13 protein-coding genes are annotated in these 13611 nt (G+C 73.2%); 7 read left to right on the top strand and 6 right to left on the bottom strand.

Features of this window, described 5'->3' with window-relative positions; all coding sequences use genetic code 11:
- Positions 1-6: 6 nt before the first annotated feature.
- The 3 genes from AQJ84_RS21035 to hutU are packed head-to-tail and all read right to left on the bottom strand — an operon-like array spanning position 7 to position 4303.
- Complete coding sequence (locus AQJ84_RS21035; protein WP_030044407.1) at positions 7-1350, bottom strand: formimidoylglutamate deiminase; 1344 nt, start codon at positions 1348-1350, stop codon at positions 7-9.
- Positions 1347-2636, bottom strand: coding sequence for an allantoate amidohydrolase (locus AQJ84_RS21030; protein ID WP_374935399.1), 1290 nt, complete (start codon positions 2634-2636; stop codon positions 1347-1349). Before AQJ84_RS21030 ends, AQJ84_RS21035 begins: the two co-directional genes overlap by 4 nt.
- 2 nt (positions 2637-2638) lie before the next feature.
- Positions 2639-4303, bottom strand: a complete 1665-nt coding sequence (gene hutU, locus AQJ84_RS21025; protein WP_030044405.1) for a urocanate hydratase — start codon at positions 4301-4303, stop codon at positions 2639-2641.
- Positions 4304-4418: 115 nt separating this feature from the next.
- On the opposite strand from hutU, the gene AQJ84_RS21020 reads away from it, so the two are divergent.
- The 5 genes from AQJ84_RS21020 (at position 4419) to AQJ84_RS21000 (ending at position 8269) form a co-directional block, all read left to right on the top strand.
- Positions 4419-5867, top strand: a complete 1449-nt coding sequence (locus AQJ84_RS21020; RefSeq protein ID WP_078632361.1) for a type III PLP-dependent enzyme domain-containing protein — start codon at positions 4419-4421, stop codon at positions 5865-5867.
- A 168-nt stretch (positions 5868-6035) separates the two neighbouring features.
- Positions 6036-6443, top strand: a complete 408-nt coding sequence (locus AQJ84_RS21015) for a hypothetical protein (RefSeq protein ID WP_030044403.1) — start codon at positions 6036-6038, stop codon at positions 6441-6443.
- Positions 6440-7309 carry a hypothetical protein gene (locus AQJ84_RS21010; RefSeq protein ID WP_053191348.1) on the top strand — a complete coding sequence of 290 codons (870 nt, stop codon included), beginning with the start codon at positions 6440-6442 and terminating at the stop codon, positions 7307-7309. The genes AQJ84_RS21015 and AQJ84_RS21010 overlap by 4 nt, the downstream gene beginning before the upstream one ends.
- Before the next feature lie 46 nt (positions 7310-7355).
- Complete coding sequence (locus AQJ84_RS21005; protein ID WP_030044402.1) at positions 7356-7874, top strand: roadblock/LC7 domain-containing protein; 519 nt, start codon at positions 7356-7358, stop codon at positions 7872-7874.
- Between the two features lie 20 nt (positions 7875-7894).
- Positions 7895-8269, top strand: a complete 375-nt coding sequence (locus AQJ84_RS21000) for a roadblock/LC7 domain-containing protein (RefSeq protein WP_030044401.1) — start codon at positions 7895-7897, stop codon at positions 8267-8269.
- An 8-nt stretch (positions 8270-8277) separates the two neighbouring features.
- Here the strand turns inward: AQJ84_RS21000 and AQJ84_RS20995 are convergent, their stop codons facing one another.
- Both AQJ84_RS20995 and AQJ84_RS20990 read right to left on the bottom strand, forming a co-directional pair.
- Positions 8278-8862, bottom strand: a complete 585-nt coding sequence (locus tag AQJ84_RS20995) for a hypothetical protein (protein ID WP_107082711.1) — start codon at positions 8860-8862, stop codon at positions 8278-8280.
- Positions 8863-9006: 144 nt separating this feature from the next.
- Positions 9007-9909, bottom strand: coding sequence for a MurR/RpiR family transcriptional regulator (locus tag AQJ84_RS20990; RefSeq protein WP_225889113.1), 903 nt, complete (start codon positions 9907-9909; stop codon positions 9007-9009).
- Positions 9910-10131: 222 nt separating this feature from the next.
- On the opposite strand from AQJ84_RS20990, the gene AQJ84_RS20985 reads away from it, so the two are divergent.
- Positions 10132-10560, top strand: a complete 429-nt coding sequence (locus tag AQJ84_RS20985; RefSeq protein WP_030040931.1) for a hypothetical protein — start codon at positions 10132-10134, stop codon at positions 10558-10560.
- Between the two features lie 395 nt (positions 10561-10955).
- Here the strand turns inward: AQJ84_RS20985 and AQJ84_RS20980 are convergent, their stop codons facing one another.
- Complete coding sequence (locus tag AQJ84_RS20980) at positions 10956-12344, bottom strand: cystathionine beta-synthase (RefSeq protein ID WP_030040932.1); 1389 nt, start codon at positions 12342-12344, stop codon at positions 10956-10958.
- 159 nt (positions 12345-12503) lie between these two features.
- Between AQJ84_RS20980 and AQJ84_RS20975 the strand changes: the two genes are divergently transcribed.
- Positions 12504-13529 (top strand): SGNH/GDSL hydrolase family protein, encoded by a 1026-nt coding sequence (locus AQJ84_RS20975; RefSeq protein ID WP_030040933.1) that lies wholly within the window; start codon positions 12504-12506, stop codon positions 13527-13529.
- The last annotated feature ends 82 nt before the right edge of the window (positions 13530-13611 follow it).

Genomic DNA, 13611 nt, shown 5'->3' with positions numbered 1-13611 from the left:
AGGTCTTCAGGCGCGCAGGGCTTCGACGGCCCGCGCCAGGGCTTGCGGCACGTCCGGTACGAGCGTGTGCGCCCCGTCGCGGACGACCTGCCGTCCGCCCACGATCGTGTGCCGCACGTCCGCTGCCGTCGCCGCGAATACGGCCGTCTCGGCGCCGAGCCTGGGCAGCGGCCCCGCTGTTCTGACCGAGTCGAGCGCGATCGTCGTGAGGTCGGCGAGGGCGCCGGGCTCGATGCTGCCGGCCCCCTCCCAGCCGAGGGCCGCGTGACCGTCGGCGGAGGCGGCCCGCAGCAGCGCGGCGGCCGTCCAGTGGCCTCGGGTACGGGTGCGCAGGCGTTCGTCGAGCTCCATCGCGCGTGCCTCTTCGAGCAGGTCGATGACGGCATGGCTGTCGGAGCCCAGGCAGAGCGGGGAGCCCGCCTTCTGGAGGGCGGCCGCGGGTCCGATGCCGTCGGCCAGGTCGCGTTCGGTGGTGGGGCACATGCAGGTGCCGGTGCCCGATCCGCCGAGCAGGGCGATGTCCTCGTCCGTGAGGTGCGTGTTGTGCACGCCGGTGGTGCGCGGGCCGAGCACACCGTGGTCAGCGAGCAGTCGCGTCGGGGTGCACCCGTGGGCCTCGCGGCAGGCGTCGTTCTCGGCGGTCTGCTCGGACAGGTGCACATGGAGCGGGGCCCGCCGCTCCTCGGCCCACCGCGCCACCGTCGCCAACTGCCCGGCGGGCACGGCCCGCACGGAGTGGATGGCGGCCCCGATCCTCGCGTGATCCCGGTCCTTGAGAACTGAACAGCGTTCTGCCCAGGCGTCCGCGCTCCCGTCGGAGAAGCGCAGCTGGTGCCTGTTGGGCGGCTGTCCGAAGCCGGAGGAGAGATAGGCGGTGTCGAGGAGGGTGATGCGGACACCGGCTTCGGCGGCGGCGTCGAGGAGGGCCTCGCCCATCGCGTTCGGGTCGGCGTATGGCGTGCCGCCCGGGGCGTGGTGCAGGTAGTGGAACTCGCCGACGGCCGTGACGCCGGCCAGCGCCATCTCCGCGTACACCGCGCGGGCCAGGGCGTGGTAGGTCTCCGGGGTCAGCCGGTCGGCGACGGAGTACATGACCTCGCGCCAGGTCCAGAAGGTGCCGGAGCCGACCTGGACGGTGCCGCGCAGGGCCCGGTGGAAGGCGTGCGAGTGGGCGTTCGCCAGGCCCGGGAGGGTCAGTCCGCGCAGGGTCTCGGCACCGGGGGGAGGCGTGGGCGTGTCGGTGCGGACGGCGGTGACGCGGCCGTCCCCCACCTCGACGACGACCCCCGGCTCGACGTGGTGGTCGAGCCAGGCGTGCTCCAGCCAGTACGTCCGCGTGGGGTGGGTCACGTGCAGGCCAGCCCTTCCAGTACGTCGGCGAGTGCGCTCACCCCGGCCACGCAGTCGTCCTCCGCCGCGTACTCGGCCGGGGAGTGCGAGACGCCGGTGGGGTTGCGCACGAACAGCATGGCGGTCGGGATGGTCCCGGAGAGGATTCCGGCGTCGTGTCCGGCTCCGGTGCCCAGGACGGGGACCTTGAGATCCGCGTCCCGGCCCAGGATCCGGGCGAGTTCGTCGCGCAGGGCGTGGTCGAACTCGACGACCGGGGTGAAGGACTCCCGGACGACGGCGAGGTCGACGCCGTGGGCCTCGGCGTACTCGCGGGCGGCCTGCTCGACGCCGCCGACGACCGTGTCGAGGCTCGCCTGGTCGGCGGCGCGGGAGTCGAGCCAGCCGCGTACCAGGGAGGGGATGGCGTTGACGCCGTTCGGCTCGACGACGATCTTGCCGAAGGTGGCCACGGCACCGGCGAGCTCGGCCTCGCGGCGGGCGGCGAGCACCGTCTCGGCGTAGGACAGCATGGGGTCGCGCCGGTCGCCCAGCCGGGTGGTGCCGGCGTGGTTGGCCTCGCCCCGGAAGTCGAACCGCCACCGTCCGTGCGGCCAGATGGCGCTGGCGATGCCGACGCGGTCGCCGCCGAGGTCGAGCGCACGCCCCTGCTCGACGTGCAGCTCGACGAACGCTCCGATCCGGGCGAGCCGCTCCGGGTCCGGCCCGATGGCGTCGGGGTCGTACCCGGCGGCCTCCATGGCACGCGGCAGGGTCACCCCGTCCCCGTCGGTCAGCCGGTGTGCCTGCTCGGCGGTGAGCTGCCCGGCGGTGAGCCGTGAGCCGACACAGGCGAGCCCGAACCGGGCGCCCTCCTCGTCGCCGAAGTTGACGATGGCGAGGGGCCTGGTGAACGTCGCCTGCCGGGCCCGGAGTTCGTCGAGCGCGGCGAAGGAGGACACGACACCGAGGGGCCCGTCGAAGGCCCCGCCGTCGGGCACGGAGTCGAGGTGGGACCCGGTGACCACCGCGTCCCCTGCGGCGGGATCCCCGAGCCAGGCCCACTGGTTGCCGTTCCGGTCGAGCTCGTAGGCCAGCCCGCGCGCCTCGGCCTGCCCCCGGAACCAGGCCCGGCACTCGGCGTCGGCCCCGGTCCAGGCGTAGCGGCGGTAGCCGTGGGAGTCGGGATGCCGGCCGATGGGGCGCAGCTCGCGCCACATCTCCTGGAAGGAGGGCAGGCTGCCGGCCGCGGTCGGCGAGGACACCTGCGCTCCCGCCGCGGAGTTGCCGTGGCCGCCTTCGCTCACCGTCACGCCTGGTCACCCTCGCGCATGGGGACCCGCACGCCGCGCTCTGCGGCGACCGACTCCGCGATGTCGTAGCCCGCGTCCACGTGCCGGATGACGCCCATGCCGGGGTCGTTCGTCAGCACGCGGCGGATCTTCTCGCCGGCCAGTGTGGTGCCGTCGGCCACCGTCACCTGCCCGGCGTGGATCGACCGTCCCATGCCGACGCCGCCGCCGTGGTGGAGGGAGACCCAGGAGGCGCCCGACGCCACGTTGACCATGGCGTTCAGCAGCGGCCAGTCGGCGATCGCGTCCGAGCCGTCGAGCATGGCCTCCGTCTCGCGGTACGGCGAGGCCACCGACCCGCAGTCCAGGTGGTCGCGGCCGATCGCCAGCGGTGCCGCCAGCTCGCCGCTCGCGACCATGTCGTTGAACCGCTCGCCGGCCTTGTCGCGCTCGCCGTAGCCGAGCCAGCAGATCCGGGCGGGCAGGCCCTGGAAGTGGACCCGCTCCCCCGCCAGCTTGATCCAGCGGGCGAGGGACTCGTTCTCGGGGAAGAGGTCGAGGATCGCCTTGTCGGTCTTCGCGATGTCGGCCGGGTCGCCGGACAGCGCCGCCCAGCGGAAGGGGCCCTTGCCCTCGCAGAAGAGGGGGCGGATGTAGGCGGGGACGAAGCCGGGGAAGGCGAACGCCCGGTCGTACCCGGCGAGCTGGGCCTCGCCGCGGATCGAGTTGCCGTAGTCGAAGACCTCGGCGCCGGCGTCCATGAAGCCGACCATCGCCTCGACGTGGCGGGCCATCGACTCACGGGCGCGGGTGGTGAAGCCGGCCGGGTCCTTGGCCGCCGCGGACGCCATGTCCTCGAAGTCCATGCCCGTCGGCAGGTAGGCCAGCGGGTCGTGCGCGGAGGTCTGGTCGGTGACGATGTCGACGGGGGCGCCCTCGGCGAGCATCCGCGGGAGCAGCTCGGCGGCGTTGCCGAGCAGGCCGACGGAGAGCGGGCGGCGGGCGTCACGGGCCTCGACGGCCAGCTGGAAGGCGTGCTCCAGGGAGTCGGCCTTCACGTCGAGATAGCGGTGCTCGATACGGCGTTCGATGGCGCGCGGGTCGCAGTCGACGCAGATCGCGACGCCGTCGTTCATGGTGACGGCGAGCGGCTGGGCACCGCCCATGCCGCCGAGCCCGGCGGTGAGGGTGATGGTCCCGGCGAGGGAGCCGCCGAACTTCTTCGCGGCGACGGCGGCGAAGGTCTCGTAGGTGCCCTGGAGGATGCCCTGGGTGCCGATGTAGATCCAGGAGCCGGCGGTCATCTGGCCGTACATGGTGAGGCCGAGGGCCTCCAGGCGGCGGAACTCCTCCCAGTTGGCCCAGTCGCCGACCAGGTTGGAGTTGGCGATGAGGACGCGCGGGGCCCACTCGTGGGTCTGCATGACGCCGACGGGGCGGCCGGACTGGACGAGCATCGTCTCGTCCTGCTTGAGGGTGCGCAGCGTGCGGACCATGGCGTCGAAGGAGCGCCAGTCGCGGGCGGCCTTGCCGGTGCCGCCGTAGACGACGAGCTTGTCGGGGTGCTCGGCGACCTCGGGGTCGAGGTTGTTCTGCAGCATCCGCAGGGCGGCTTCCTGCTGCCATCCCAGGGCGCTCAGTTCCGTACCGCGCGGCGCTCGTACGGGGCGGGGTCCTGACATGGTCTGCCTCCTTGCGGACTGTTGCTGCCGTTATTCACATCCTGACCTTCTGAATAGAGCTAGTCAATAGAGGTGTCCGTCAGCGGGGGTGGGGCATGGGTGTTTCGCTGGACGCATGGGCGGACGACGAGACGAGGGGGACGCTGTGGAGTACACGACGGGGGATGTCGCGGGCCACGGGGACGACCGACGCGCGCAGGGCGCCGCCGGGGCCGTGACCGCCGGGGCCGCCCGCCGGGACGAGGCGGTTCGCGCGGCCGTGGAGCGGGGGCTGCTCGGGCCGGGCTCCCCCCTCGTCGGCCTTCTCGACGTCACCGGCATCCGGGAGTCGGCCGTGGCCCTGCGCGCGGCCTTCGACGAGGTCACGGCGCCGGGCACGCCCGTCCTGCACGCCTTCGCGGTGAAGGCCACCCCGCTGGTGCCGGTGCTGGGGCTGCTGCGGGAGGAGGGCATCGGCGCCGAGGTGGCGAGCCCGGGCGAGCTGGCGCTGGCACGGGCGGCCGGTCTGACGCCGGACCGGACCGTGCTGGACTCCCCGGCCAAGACGCCGGCCGAGCTCAGGGAGGCCCTGGCGCTGGGGATCGCCGTGAACGCCGACAATCCGCAGGAGCTGGACCGTATCGACGCGCTCATGCGGTCGGCACCCAGTCGCTCTCCCCTCGGAATCCGGGTGAACCCGCAGGTGGGGGCCGGGTCCATCGAGGCGCTGTCCACCGCGACGGCGACCTCGAAGTTCGGGGTGGCACTGCGGGACGAGGGGGCGCGCGAGTGGGTGGTGCGGGCCTACGCCGAGCGCCCGTGGCTGTCCCGGCTGCACGCGCACACCGGGTCGCAGGGCGTTCCGCTGTCACTGATGGCGCAGGGCGTGGCGGCGACGTACGCGCTCGCCGAGGAGATCAACCGTCGGATCGGGCGGCCGCAGATCGACACGATCGACATCGGTGGCGGGCTGCCGGTGAACTTCGCCTCGGACGTGACGACGCCGACGTACGCGGACTACGCGCAGACGCTGAAGAAGGCGGTACCGGGACTGTTCGACGGACGGTACGGGCTGGTGACCGAGTTCGGACGGTCACTGCTGGCGAAGCACGGGACGGTGGTGGCGCGGGTCGAGTACGCCAAGAGCGCGGGCGGGCGGCCGGTCGCGGTGACGCACGCGGGCGTGCAGGTGGCGACGCGGACGGTGTACGCGCCGGGGGCGTGGCCGCTCAGGATCGCCGCCTACGACGGCAAGGGGCGGCCGAAGGAGGGCCCCGAGGTGGTGCAGGACGTGGCCGGGCCCGCCTGCTTCGCGGGCGACCTGCTCGCCCAGGGCTGCCCGCTGCCGCTCCTCGAACAGGGCGACTACGCGGCCGCGCTGGACACGGGGGCCTACTACTTCGCGCACCACTACGCGTACAACTCCCTCGCCCGGCCCGCGATTTACGGCTTCGCGCCGGACGGGCGCGGGGGCACGGCCTTCGCGACCGTGCGCGAGCAGCAGACCGTGGAGGACATCGTGGCCGAGTCGGGAGGGGCACACGCCGGCGCGCTCACCGTCCTCCGCGCACCCGGGCGCCATTGACGCACGCCGGTGGGAGTGCTGATCAACTGATGGGGAAACGGGGTCAGTTGACCCACCTTAGTCACTCGTCGCATGTTCCACCGGAAAATGCCAGAACCCTCACCCCTCACGCACACGTTGCGTAGCTTCGGCGTCACTCAGCCGAACCTCAGGGGGAGGAAAGCCACGGTGCCCGGAATCGACGAGTGCCTGCTGGAAGCCATGCGATTGCCCGGTGCCCGGGGCGCCGCGCTGGTCGACTGGACGAGCGGGCTGGCCCTGGGCGTCGTCGGGGAGTCCCCGGGCGGCGACCAGGAGACGGCCGCGGTGGAGGCCGCGGAGCTCGCCCGGCTCGCCGCCGAGCAGCAGGCCTTCGCCCCGGACGGCGACGCCGGGGACGGCACCGGCGAGGAGGCCGGCCCGCCCGTCGAGGACCTGATCATCAGCAACCGGGACAGCTATCACGTGCTGCGGTTCGTGCGGACGTCCTTCGACAGCAGTGTGTGCCTCCACCTGTGGCTGGCCCGCGCGGAGGGCAACCTCGCGCTGGCCCGCATACGGCTCGGCGAGATGGCCGGTCGGCTGGTGCTGGGATGACGGCCGTGCAGACCACCCCGCCGCCCCGGCTGCCGGTGCGGGACAAGGCGGCGGCCCGGGACCGGGGCTGGGGCGGCGTCTCGCCGATGCTGACCCGGCTCGCCGCGGAGCGGGCCACCGGCGTCCTCATCCGCGAACGCGGCACGCTCCATCTCGCCGAGGGGCGGGTGGTGCACGCCGACAGCCCGTCAGCCCCCGGCCTGGACGTCCTGCTCACCGCGCGCGGCACCCTCGACGGCGACACCTGGCGACAGGCGCTGACCGAGACCGGCGACCGGCACCGCGCAGGCCACCTGCTGGTCGACGGCGGGCACCTCACCCGGGGCGCGCTGGAGGTGTGCCAGCTGACCGCGCTGTACGACGCCGCGTACTTCGCCCTCTCCCCCAGCAGCACGCCCGGCCGCTTCCGCTACGGCACCGAGGCGGACGGCGAGAGCGAACCGAAGCCGGGCCCCGGATGCGAGTGCCCTGTGCCGGTGGCCGCCCTGGAGCGCGAGACGCTGCGCCGCCGGGACCTGCTGCACCGCATCTGGCCCGACCCGGCGACCGACGAGGCCCCGCTGGTCCGGGCGCACCGCGCCGCGCCCCCGAAGCCCACGGCCCGCCAGCGGGCGGTCCTGGCCGAACTGGACGAGGTACGCACGGCGACCGACATCGCGCGGGACCTGGGCCGCCCGGCCTTCCACACGCTGGTGGACGTACGGCGGCTGGCGGCGGCCGGCGTCGTCTCGCCCCGCCCGCCGGCCCTCCCCGAACCGTCCCCCGCACCACAGGCACCCGGCCCGTACGAAGGGATCCCGGCCGATGTCACCGACCCCCACATCACGCTGCTGAAAAGGCTCAGGGATGCGCTGGAGGCCCTTTGAGCGGCAGCGGCAGCAGCAGCGGACCCGCGCCGAGAGGAGAGACCTGATGGCAGCGGAGGCCGACATCCTGGAGGAGTTACGCCGTCTCAGAGCCCGCGTACCCCAGCTCACCGGTGCCCTCGCGGCCGACGCCCGCGGTCTCGTCCTCGCCCAGGACACCCCTGGCGTCGACCCGGAGAGCGTGGCCGCGCTCACCACGTCCGCCCGGGGCCTCGCCGCGCAGCTGGCCGACGCGACCGGACAGGGCGACTTCCGCGAACTGCTCGTACGCGGGGTGTTCGGCTATGTCGCGACGTACGCGGCGGGCCGCGGCGCGGTCCTGACCCTGCTGGCCCAGGACCGCGTGAACGTGGGCCGGCTCCATCTGGAGGGCCGGCGGGCCGGCGCCCGGATCGGCGAGCTCGTCGACGCCGCACCCGCGGCCCCGGTGAAGCCCGCCGCGAAGCCGACCGCCCCCCGCCCCAGGGCCACCCGCGCCTCCCGCGCCAAGCCCGCCGGGGCCCCGGCCCAAGCCACCGACCCGCCCACTGCGCCCGCAGTGGCCCGCACCACCACCGAAAGTTGAAGGGAACCGAGGAAAGAGTCATGGCCAATACCGAAACCGCGCTGAAGGAAGCACTCGCCTCCATCGAGGGCGCCACCGGCGTCGCGCTCGTCGACTACACCAGCGGGATGGCGCTGGGCACCCTGGGCGGCAGCAAGAGCTTCGACCTCAATGTCGCCGCCGCCGGGAACACCGACGTGGTCCGCGCCAAACTGCGCACCATGGAGCACCTCGGGCTCAAGGGCCAGATCGAGGACATCCTGATCACCCTCTCCGACCAGTACCACCTGATCCGCCTGATCAGCGGCCGAGGCGGCAACGGCCTGTTCATCTACCTGGTGCTGGACGCCAAGCGCTCCAACCTCGCGATGGCCCGCCACCAGCTCAGGAGGATCGAGGAGGACCTCGAGGTCTGAGTCCGGCCCTAGACGAGAGCCGCGGTGCGGCGGCGCGCTCCACCCGGGGCCGCGTCGCCCGCCGCGATACCCGTGCTGCGGCAGGCCTTGACCGTCCTGCCGGCCGGACGGCCGCCGTTCGCGGCGAGCCAGTCGACGCGCACCCACAGCAGCGCGCTCTCGGCCCGCTCGAGCCGCCCCAGCCAGGCCGCCTTCAGCCGCAGTCCCGTACCGCAGCCCGCGAGCAGCATGCCGCCGGCCGCGGGCACGGCGAACGCGCTGCCCAGCGCGGCGGCGAAGGCGAGCAGCAGCCACCAGCGGTGGCCGCGGCGCCAGTTGCGCACGCTCACGGCACGGTCCTGGAGCACGTCGTGCTTCCCGGCGCGGACCGCCGAGCGGGCGAGGCCGACGTACCGCTTGCGCCGCCAGTACGCCACGACGGCCGCCGCGAGGATGAACCCGGCGGCCCCCGCCAACACCCCGATCCGCCGGCCCGTGACGCCCGGCACCAGTACGCCGACACCCGCCGCGAACACCCCGAGCCACCACATCGGCGCGGCTCCGGCCCGCACCACGACGGCCACCCGAGCCAGTCCCTGACCTCCGCGTGCCACGTCCGCCTCCTCGTCGTCCCACAGCATGCGATTCCGGTCGCGCAGACTAGCGACCGAACGTGAGACAAGTCTGAGAGCGGCGCGCCGGTTTTCTCCAGCCTTCACACCGGGCGGGCCCTCGCACCACCCGGAGCGGCCCGCCCCTCATTCGACGAACAGCCCCCGGCCGGCCGCCTTCGCGTCGAAGTCCTCCAGTCGCGCCTGCGCGTCGGGCAGGTCGTCGCACATCGCCTCCAGCAGCACGCGGCCCAGCAGCATCGGGGCGCAGGCGGTGTCGAAGGCGAGGCCCGTGCCGACGGCGGCGGGCAGCAGGAGGTCGGAGACCTTGGCGACCGGCGCGAAGGCGGAGTCGGCGACCGTGACCACGGTCAGCCCCGCCTCCTTCGCGTACGCCAGCGTGTCCACGACCTCGCGCGGATGCCGGGGCAGCGCGAAGCACAGCAGCGTGGTGGCGCCGGCGCGGACGGCGGCGTCGATCCGGTCGTGGATCATCGTGCCGCCCTCGTGGAGCAGCCGTACGTCCGGATGGACCTTGGCGGCGAAGTAGGCGAAGCCGTAGGCCTGGGAGGCCGCAGCCCGCAGCCCGAGCACCGGCAGCGGACGCGAGGCGGCGAGCAGCCGGCCCGCCCGCTGCACGGGCCGTGGGTCGGCCAGCACCTCCGCCAGGTGCCGGAGGTTCTCGATCTCGGCCTCCACCGCCTGCTGGTACGCGTTGTAGGAGGCCGAGGACGCCGACTGCTCGGTGGGCGCGACCTCGCGCAGGTGCCTGCGCAGGGCGGGGTAGCCGTCGAAGCCGAGGGCGACCGCGAAACGGGTCACCGACGGCTGGCTGACCCCCGCCAGCTCGGCCAGTTCCACGCTGGACAGGAACGGCACGTCGGCGGCCCGCCGCACCATGCTGTGCGCGATGCGCCGCTGGGTCGGCGTCAGCCGGTGCCCCTCGAACAGCGCCTGCAGCCGTGCGGCGGGGCTGTCCGGCCCGGCCGCGCCCGGCGCGCCCGCGCCCCGGGCGGCCGCACCCGTCTCCGTCTCCGCGTCCCCGCTCATGCCTCGCTCCCCCTCCAGATCAGCTGCCGCACCCGGCCCACCGCGAGCTCCCGGCAACCCGCTCGTCCAACCTATTCAGATGCCGAGAACTCTGCATGTCGTTATACAGCCGGGCAAGGACATCTCCTGAGCGAAGCCCTGTTGGACACCCCCGTCCGAACAGGGGGGCTAACCCCAGTGCGGCCGGCTTCGCGGCTGCCTACCGTGAGGCGCATGACCGGAATGGACGCGCGGGACACCGAACTCAAGAAGGAACTCGACGCCACCCTGCAGGCACGCAGGGAGCTGGGCGTGGAGTACGAGTCCGCGCTGGTCGACTCGTTCCTGGAGAAGGTCGACCAGCGCATCGACGGCGCGGTGGAGCGCCGGCTGCGCAGGCATCTCGCCGAGCAGCAGATGGTGGCGGCCCGGGGCTCCCGGTCGCCGAAGGCCACCGACTCCTGGGGCGAGCGCTTCGGGTTCGGCATCGTCTCGCTGGTGCTGGCGATCCCGCTGTCCGCGATCGGCGGCGGTGTCGGCCATCTGCCGGGCCTGATCGTGGCCTGGATCGGCATCGTCGGCGTCAACGCCGTCCAGGCCGCCCGCACCAACCCTGGGCTCTTCAGGGCGCGGCCGCGGAAATCGTCCCAGGACGGTGACTGGGAGGACTGACCGCGAAACGGCCGGGCTTCGCGGGGGAATTGGGCGTCACTCACGTGAGGTGCGGGACTGCCACAGGAGTTGTCGCGGGGACCGCCGCACCCCCGTTACCGGGGGGCGGGACGACGGCGGTCCCCGCGAGGGACGCGGGCCGGTCAGGCCGGGCTTGCGCGTCCGTGGCGTCGATGGAGGTCCGGGAGCCGCTCCGGTTGTCCGTGACGCCGTTCGGTTGCCGGCCGGAGCGGGGAGCCGCTCCCGCCCTGCCGACACCCACTAATGTGCCGGACCCGTGTTAAGCGCGTGCTGCGCGGACGTGACACGCTCGTACCACTTCCGCGAAGTCCGCCCTTCGGCCCGGAGAACCGCAAGTTCCCCGTGGACACCGGCGGTTCACCGGACGTTTCCCGCTACTTCCCGCCCTTGGCGAGGAAGGCCAGCAGGTCCTGCCGGCTGACCACACCGGTGGGCTTGCCCTCGACGAGGACGATCGCCGCGTCGGCCGTGCCCAGTACGGACATCAGGTCACCGACCGGCTCGCCGGAACCCACCTGGGGCAGCGGGGCGGACATGTGCTTCTCCAGCGGGTCCTCCAGCGAGGCCCGCTGGGTGAACAGGGCGTCCAGCAGCTCGCGTTCGACCACGGAGCCGACGACCTCGGCGGCCATCACGTCCGGGTGGCCGGCGCCGGGCTTGACGATCGGCATCTGCGAGACGCCGTACTCGCGCAGCACCTCGATGGCCTGGCCGACGGTCTCGTCCGGGTGCATGTGCACGAGGGACGGGATGGCGCCGTGCACCTTGTCGTTGAGGACGTCGGCGACGCGGGCGCTGGGGCCCTCGTCCTCCAGGAAGCCGTAGTCGGCCATCCACTCGTCGTTGAAGATCTTGCTGAGGTAGCCGCGCCCGCTGTCCGGCAGCAGCACGACCACCACGTCGTCCTCGCCGAGCCGCTCGGCGACCTTCAGCGCGGCGACGACGGCCATCCCGCAGGAGCCGCCCACCAGGAGACCCTCCTCCTTGGCCAGCCGACGGGTCATCTGGAAGGAGTCCTTGTCCGACACCGGCACGATCTCGTCGGCGACGGTCCGGTCGTACGCGGTGGGCCAGAAGTCCTCACCGACGCCCTCGACGAGGTACGGCCGTCCCGAGCCGCCCGAGTAGACGGAGCCCTCGGGGTCCGCGCCGACGACCTGCACCCGGCCGTCACTCGCGTCCTTCAGGTAGCGCCCGGTCCCGGAGATGGTGCCGCCGGTGCCCACGCCCGCCACGAAGTGGGTGATCCGCCCCTCCGTCTGCTCCCACAGCTCAGGGCCGGTCGAGTGGTAGTGGGAGAGCGGGTTGTTCGGGTTGGAGTACTGGTCCGGCTTCCACGCTCCCGGCGTCTCGCGGACCAGCCGGTCGGAGACGTTGTAGTAGGAGTCGGGGTGCTCGGGGTCCACCGCGGTCGGGCAGACGACGACCTCGGCGCCGTACGCCCGCAGCACGTTGATCTTGTCGGTGCTCACCTTGTCGGGGCACACGAAGATGCACTTGTAGCCCTTCTGCTGGGCCACGATCGCGAGTCCGACGCCGGTGTTTCCGCTGGTCGGCTCGACGATGGTGCCGCCGGGCTTGAGCGCACCGCTCTCCTCCGCGGCCTCGATCATGCGCAGGGCGATGCGGTCCTTCACCGATCCGCCCGGGTTGAAGTACTCCACCTTGGCCAGGACGGTCGCCCGAATGCCCTTGGTCACGCTGTTGAGCCTCAGCAGCGGGGTGTTGCCGACGAGGCTGATCATCGAGTCGTGGAATTGCACCGTTGTCTCCGGATGCCGCAAAAGAAATGGTCGTGATGGTGGAGCCAGCCTATGGCCTTACTGCGATCCGTGACGGGCGTTCACTCACCGTCGAGATTGGGCGACGGTCCGTACGGGGCAAGGAGTGGATGTACGGACACGAGGAGGTGGCGGCGACGCATGACGAGCATGTCGAGGGCGCGGGTGGCCCGGCGGATCGCGGCCGGTGCCGCGTACGGCGGCGGTGGTATCGGTCTGGTCGGCGCGGCGGCCATGGGTCTGCTCCTGGCGGAGGTGCGGCTCGCCAGGCGCCAGGTGGGCAACGGCAACGGGGCGAGACCGCACGTCCCGCAGGCGAACGGCCGGTACGGCAGTTCCTACACGGTCCCCGGGGAACCGCCCCTGCGTCTGGTGATGCTGGGCGACTCCACGGCCGCCGGCCAGGGCGTCCACCGGGGCGGGCAGACGCCCGGCGCGCTGCTGGCGTCGGGGCTGGCGGCGGTGGCGGAACGCCCGGTGGAACTGCGTAACGTCGCCTCCCCGGGGGCCCAGTCCGACGACCTGGACCGTCAGGTGGCCCTGACCGTGGCGGACCCGGACCGGATCCCCGACGTCTGCGTGATCATGATCGGCGCGAACGACGTGACCCACCGGATGCCGCCGACCCGTTCGGTACGTCATCTGGCGGCGGCGGTACGACGGCTGCGTACGGCCGGCGCGGAGGTGGTGGTCGGCACCTGTCCCGACCTGGGCACGATCGAGCCCGTGCAGCAGCCGCTGCGCTGGCTGGCCCGCCGGGCCTCCCGCCAACTGGCCGCCGCCCAGACGATCGGCGTCGTCGAGCAGGGCGGCCGGACGGTCTCGCTGGGCGACCTGCTGGGCCCCGAGTTCGCGGCGAACCCGCGCGAACTGTTCGGCCCGGACAACTACCACCCCTCGGCCGAGGGCTACGCCACCGCGGCGATGGCCGTGCTGCCGTCGGTGTGCGCGGCGCTGGGTCTGTGGCCGGCCGACGAGGAGCGCCCGGACGCCTCCCGCCGGGAGGGCTTCCTGCCGGTCGCGCGGGCCGCCGCGGAGGCGGCGTCGGAGGCCGGCACGGAGGTCGCGGCCGTGTCGACCGGCCCGAAGGGGCGGTGGGCACTGCTCAAGCGGCGTCGACGGCGGCGGGTCGCCGCGACCGAACCGGAGACCCAAGCAAGCGCTTAGTAAATTGCGGTCAGGGTCACACCGCCCAAGGCGTGACCCTGACCATACGTACGGGTAACTTCCCAGACAGCCGTGCCGCCTC

This window comes from Streptomyces resistomycificus, from assembly GCF_001514265.1.
GTDB lineage: Bacteria > Actinomycetota > Actinomycetes > Streptomycetales > Streptomycetaceae > Streptomyces > Streptomyces resistomycificus.
This window is presented reverse-complemented; position numbering and strand designations above follow the sequence as displayed.

Bases quoted from the DNA above. Each gene is read 5' to 3' on its own strand.
- hutU (WP_030044405.1), bottom strand. From the start codon at position 4,303: ATGTCAGGACCCCGCCCCGTACGAGCGCCGCGCGGTACGGAACTGAGC.
- AQJ84_RS21020 (WP_078632361.1), top strand. From the start codon at position 4,419: ATGGGCGGACGACGAGACGAGGGGGACGCTGTGGAGTACACGACGGGG.
- AQJ84_RS21010 (WP_053191348.1), top strand. From the start codon at position 6,440: ATGACGGCCGTGCAGACCACCCCGCCGCCCCGGCTGCCGGTGCGGGAC.
- AQJ84_RS21005 (WP_030044402.1), top strand. From the start codon at position 7,356: ATGGCAGCGGAGGCCGACATCCTGGAGGAGTTACGCCGTCTCAGAGCC.
- AQJ84_RS21000 (WP_030044401.1), top strand. From the start codon at position 7,895: ATGGCCAATACCGAAACCGCGCTGAAGGAAGCACTCGCCTCCATCGAG.
- AQJ84_RS20990 (WP_225889113.1), bottom strand. From the start codon at position 9,909: ATGAGCGGGGACGCGGAGACGGAGACGGGTGCGGCCGCCCGGGGCGCG.
- AQJ84_RS20985 (WP_030040931.1), top strand. From the start codon at position 10,132: ATGGACGCGCGGGACACCGAACTCAAGAAGGAACTCGACGCCACCCTG.
- AQJ84_RS20975 (WP_030040933.1), top strand. From the start codon at position 12,504: ATGACGAGCATGTCGAGGGCGCGGGTGGCCCGGCGGATCGCGGCCGGT.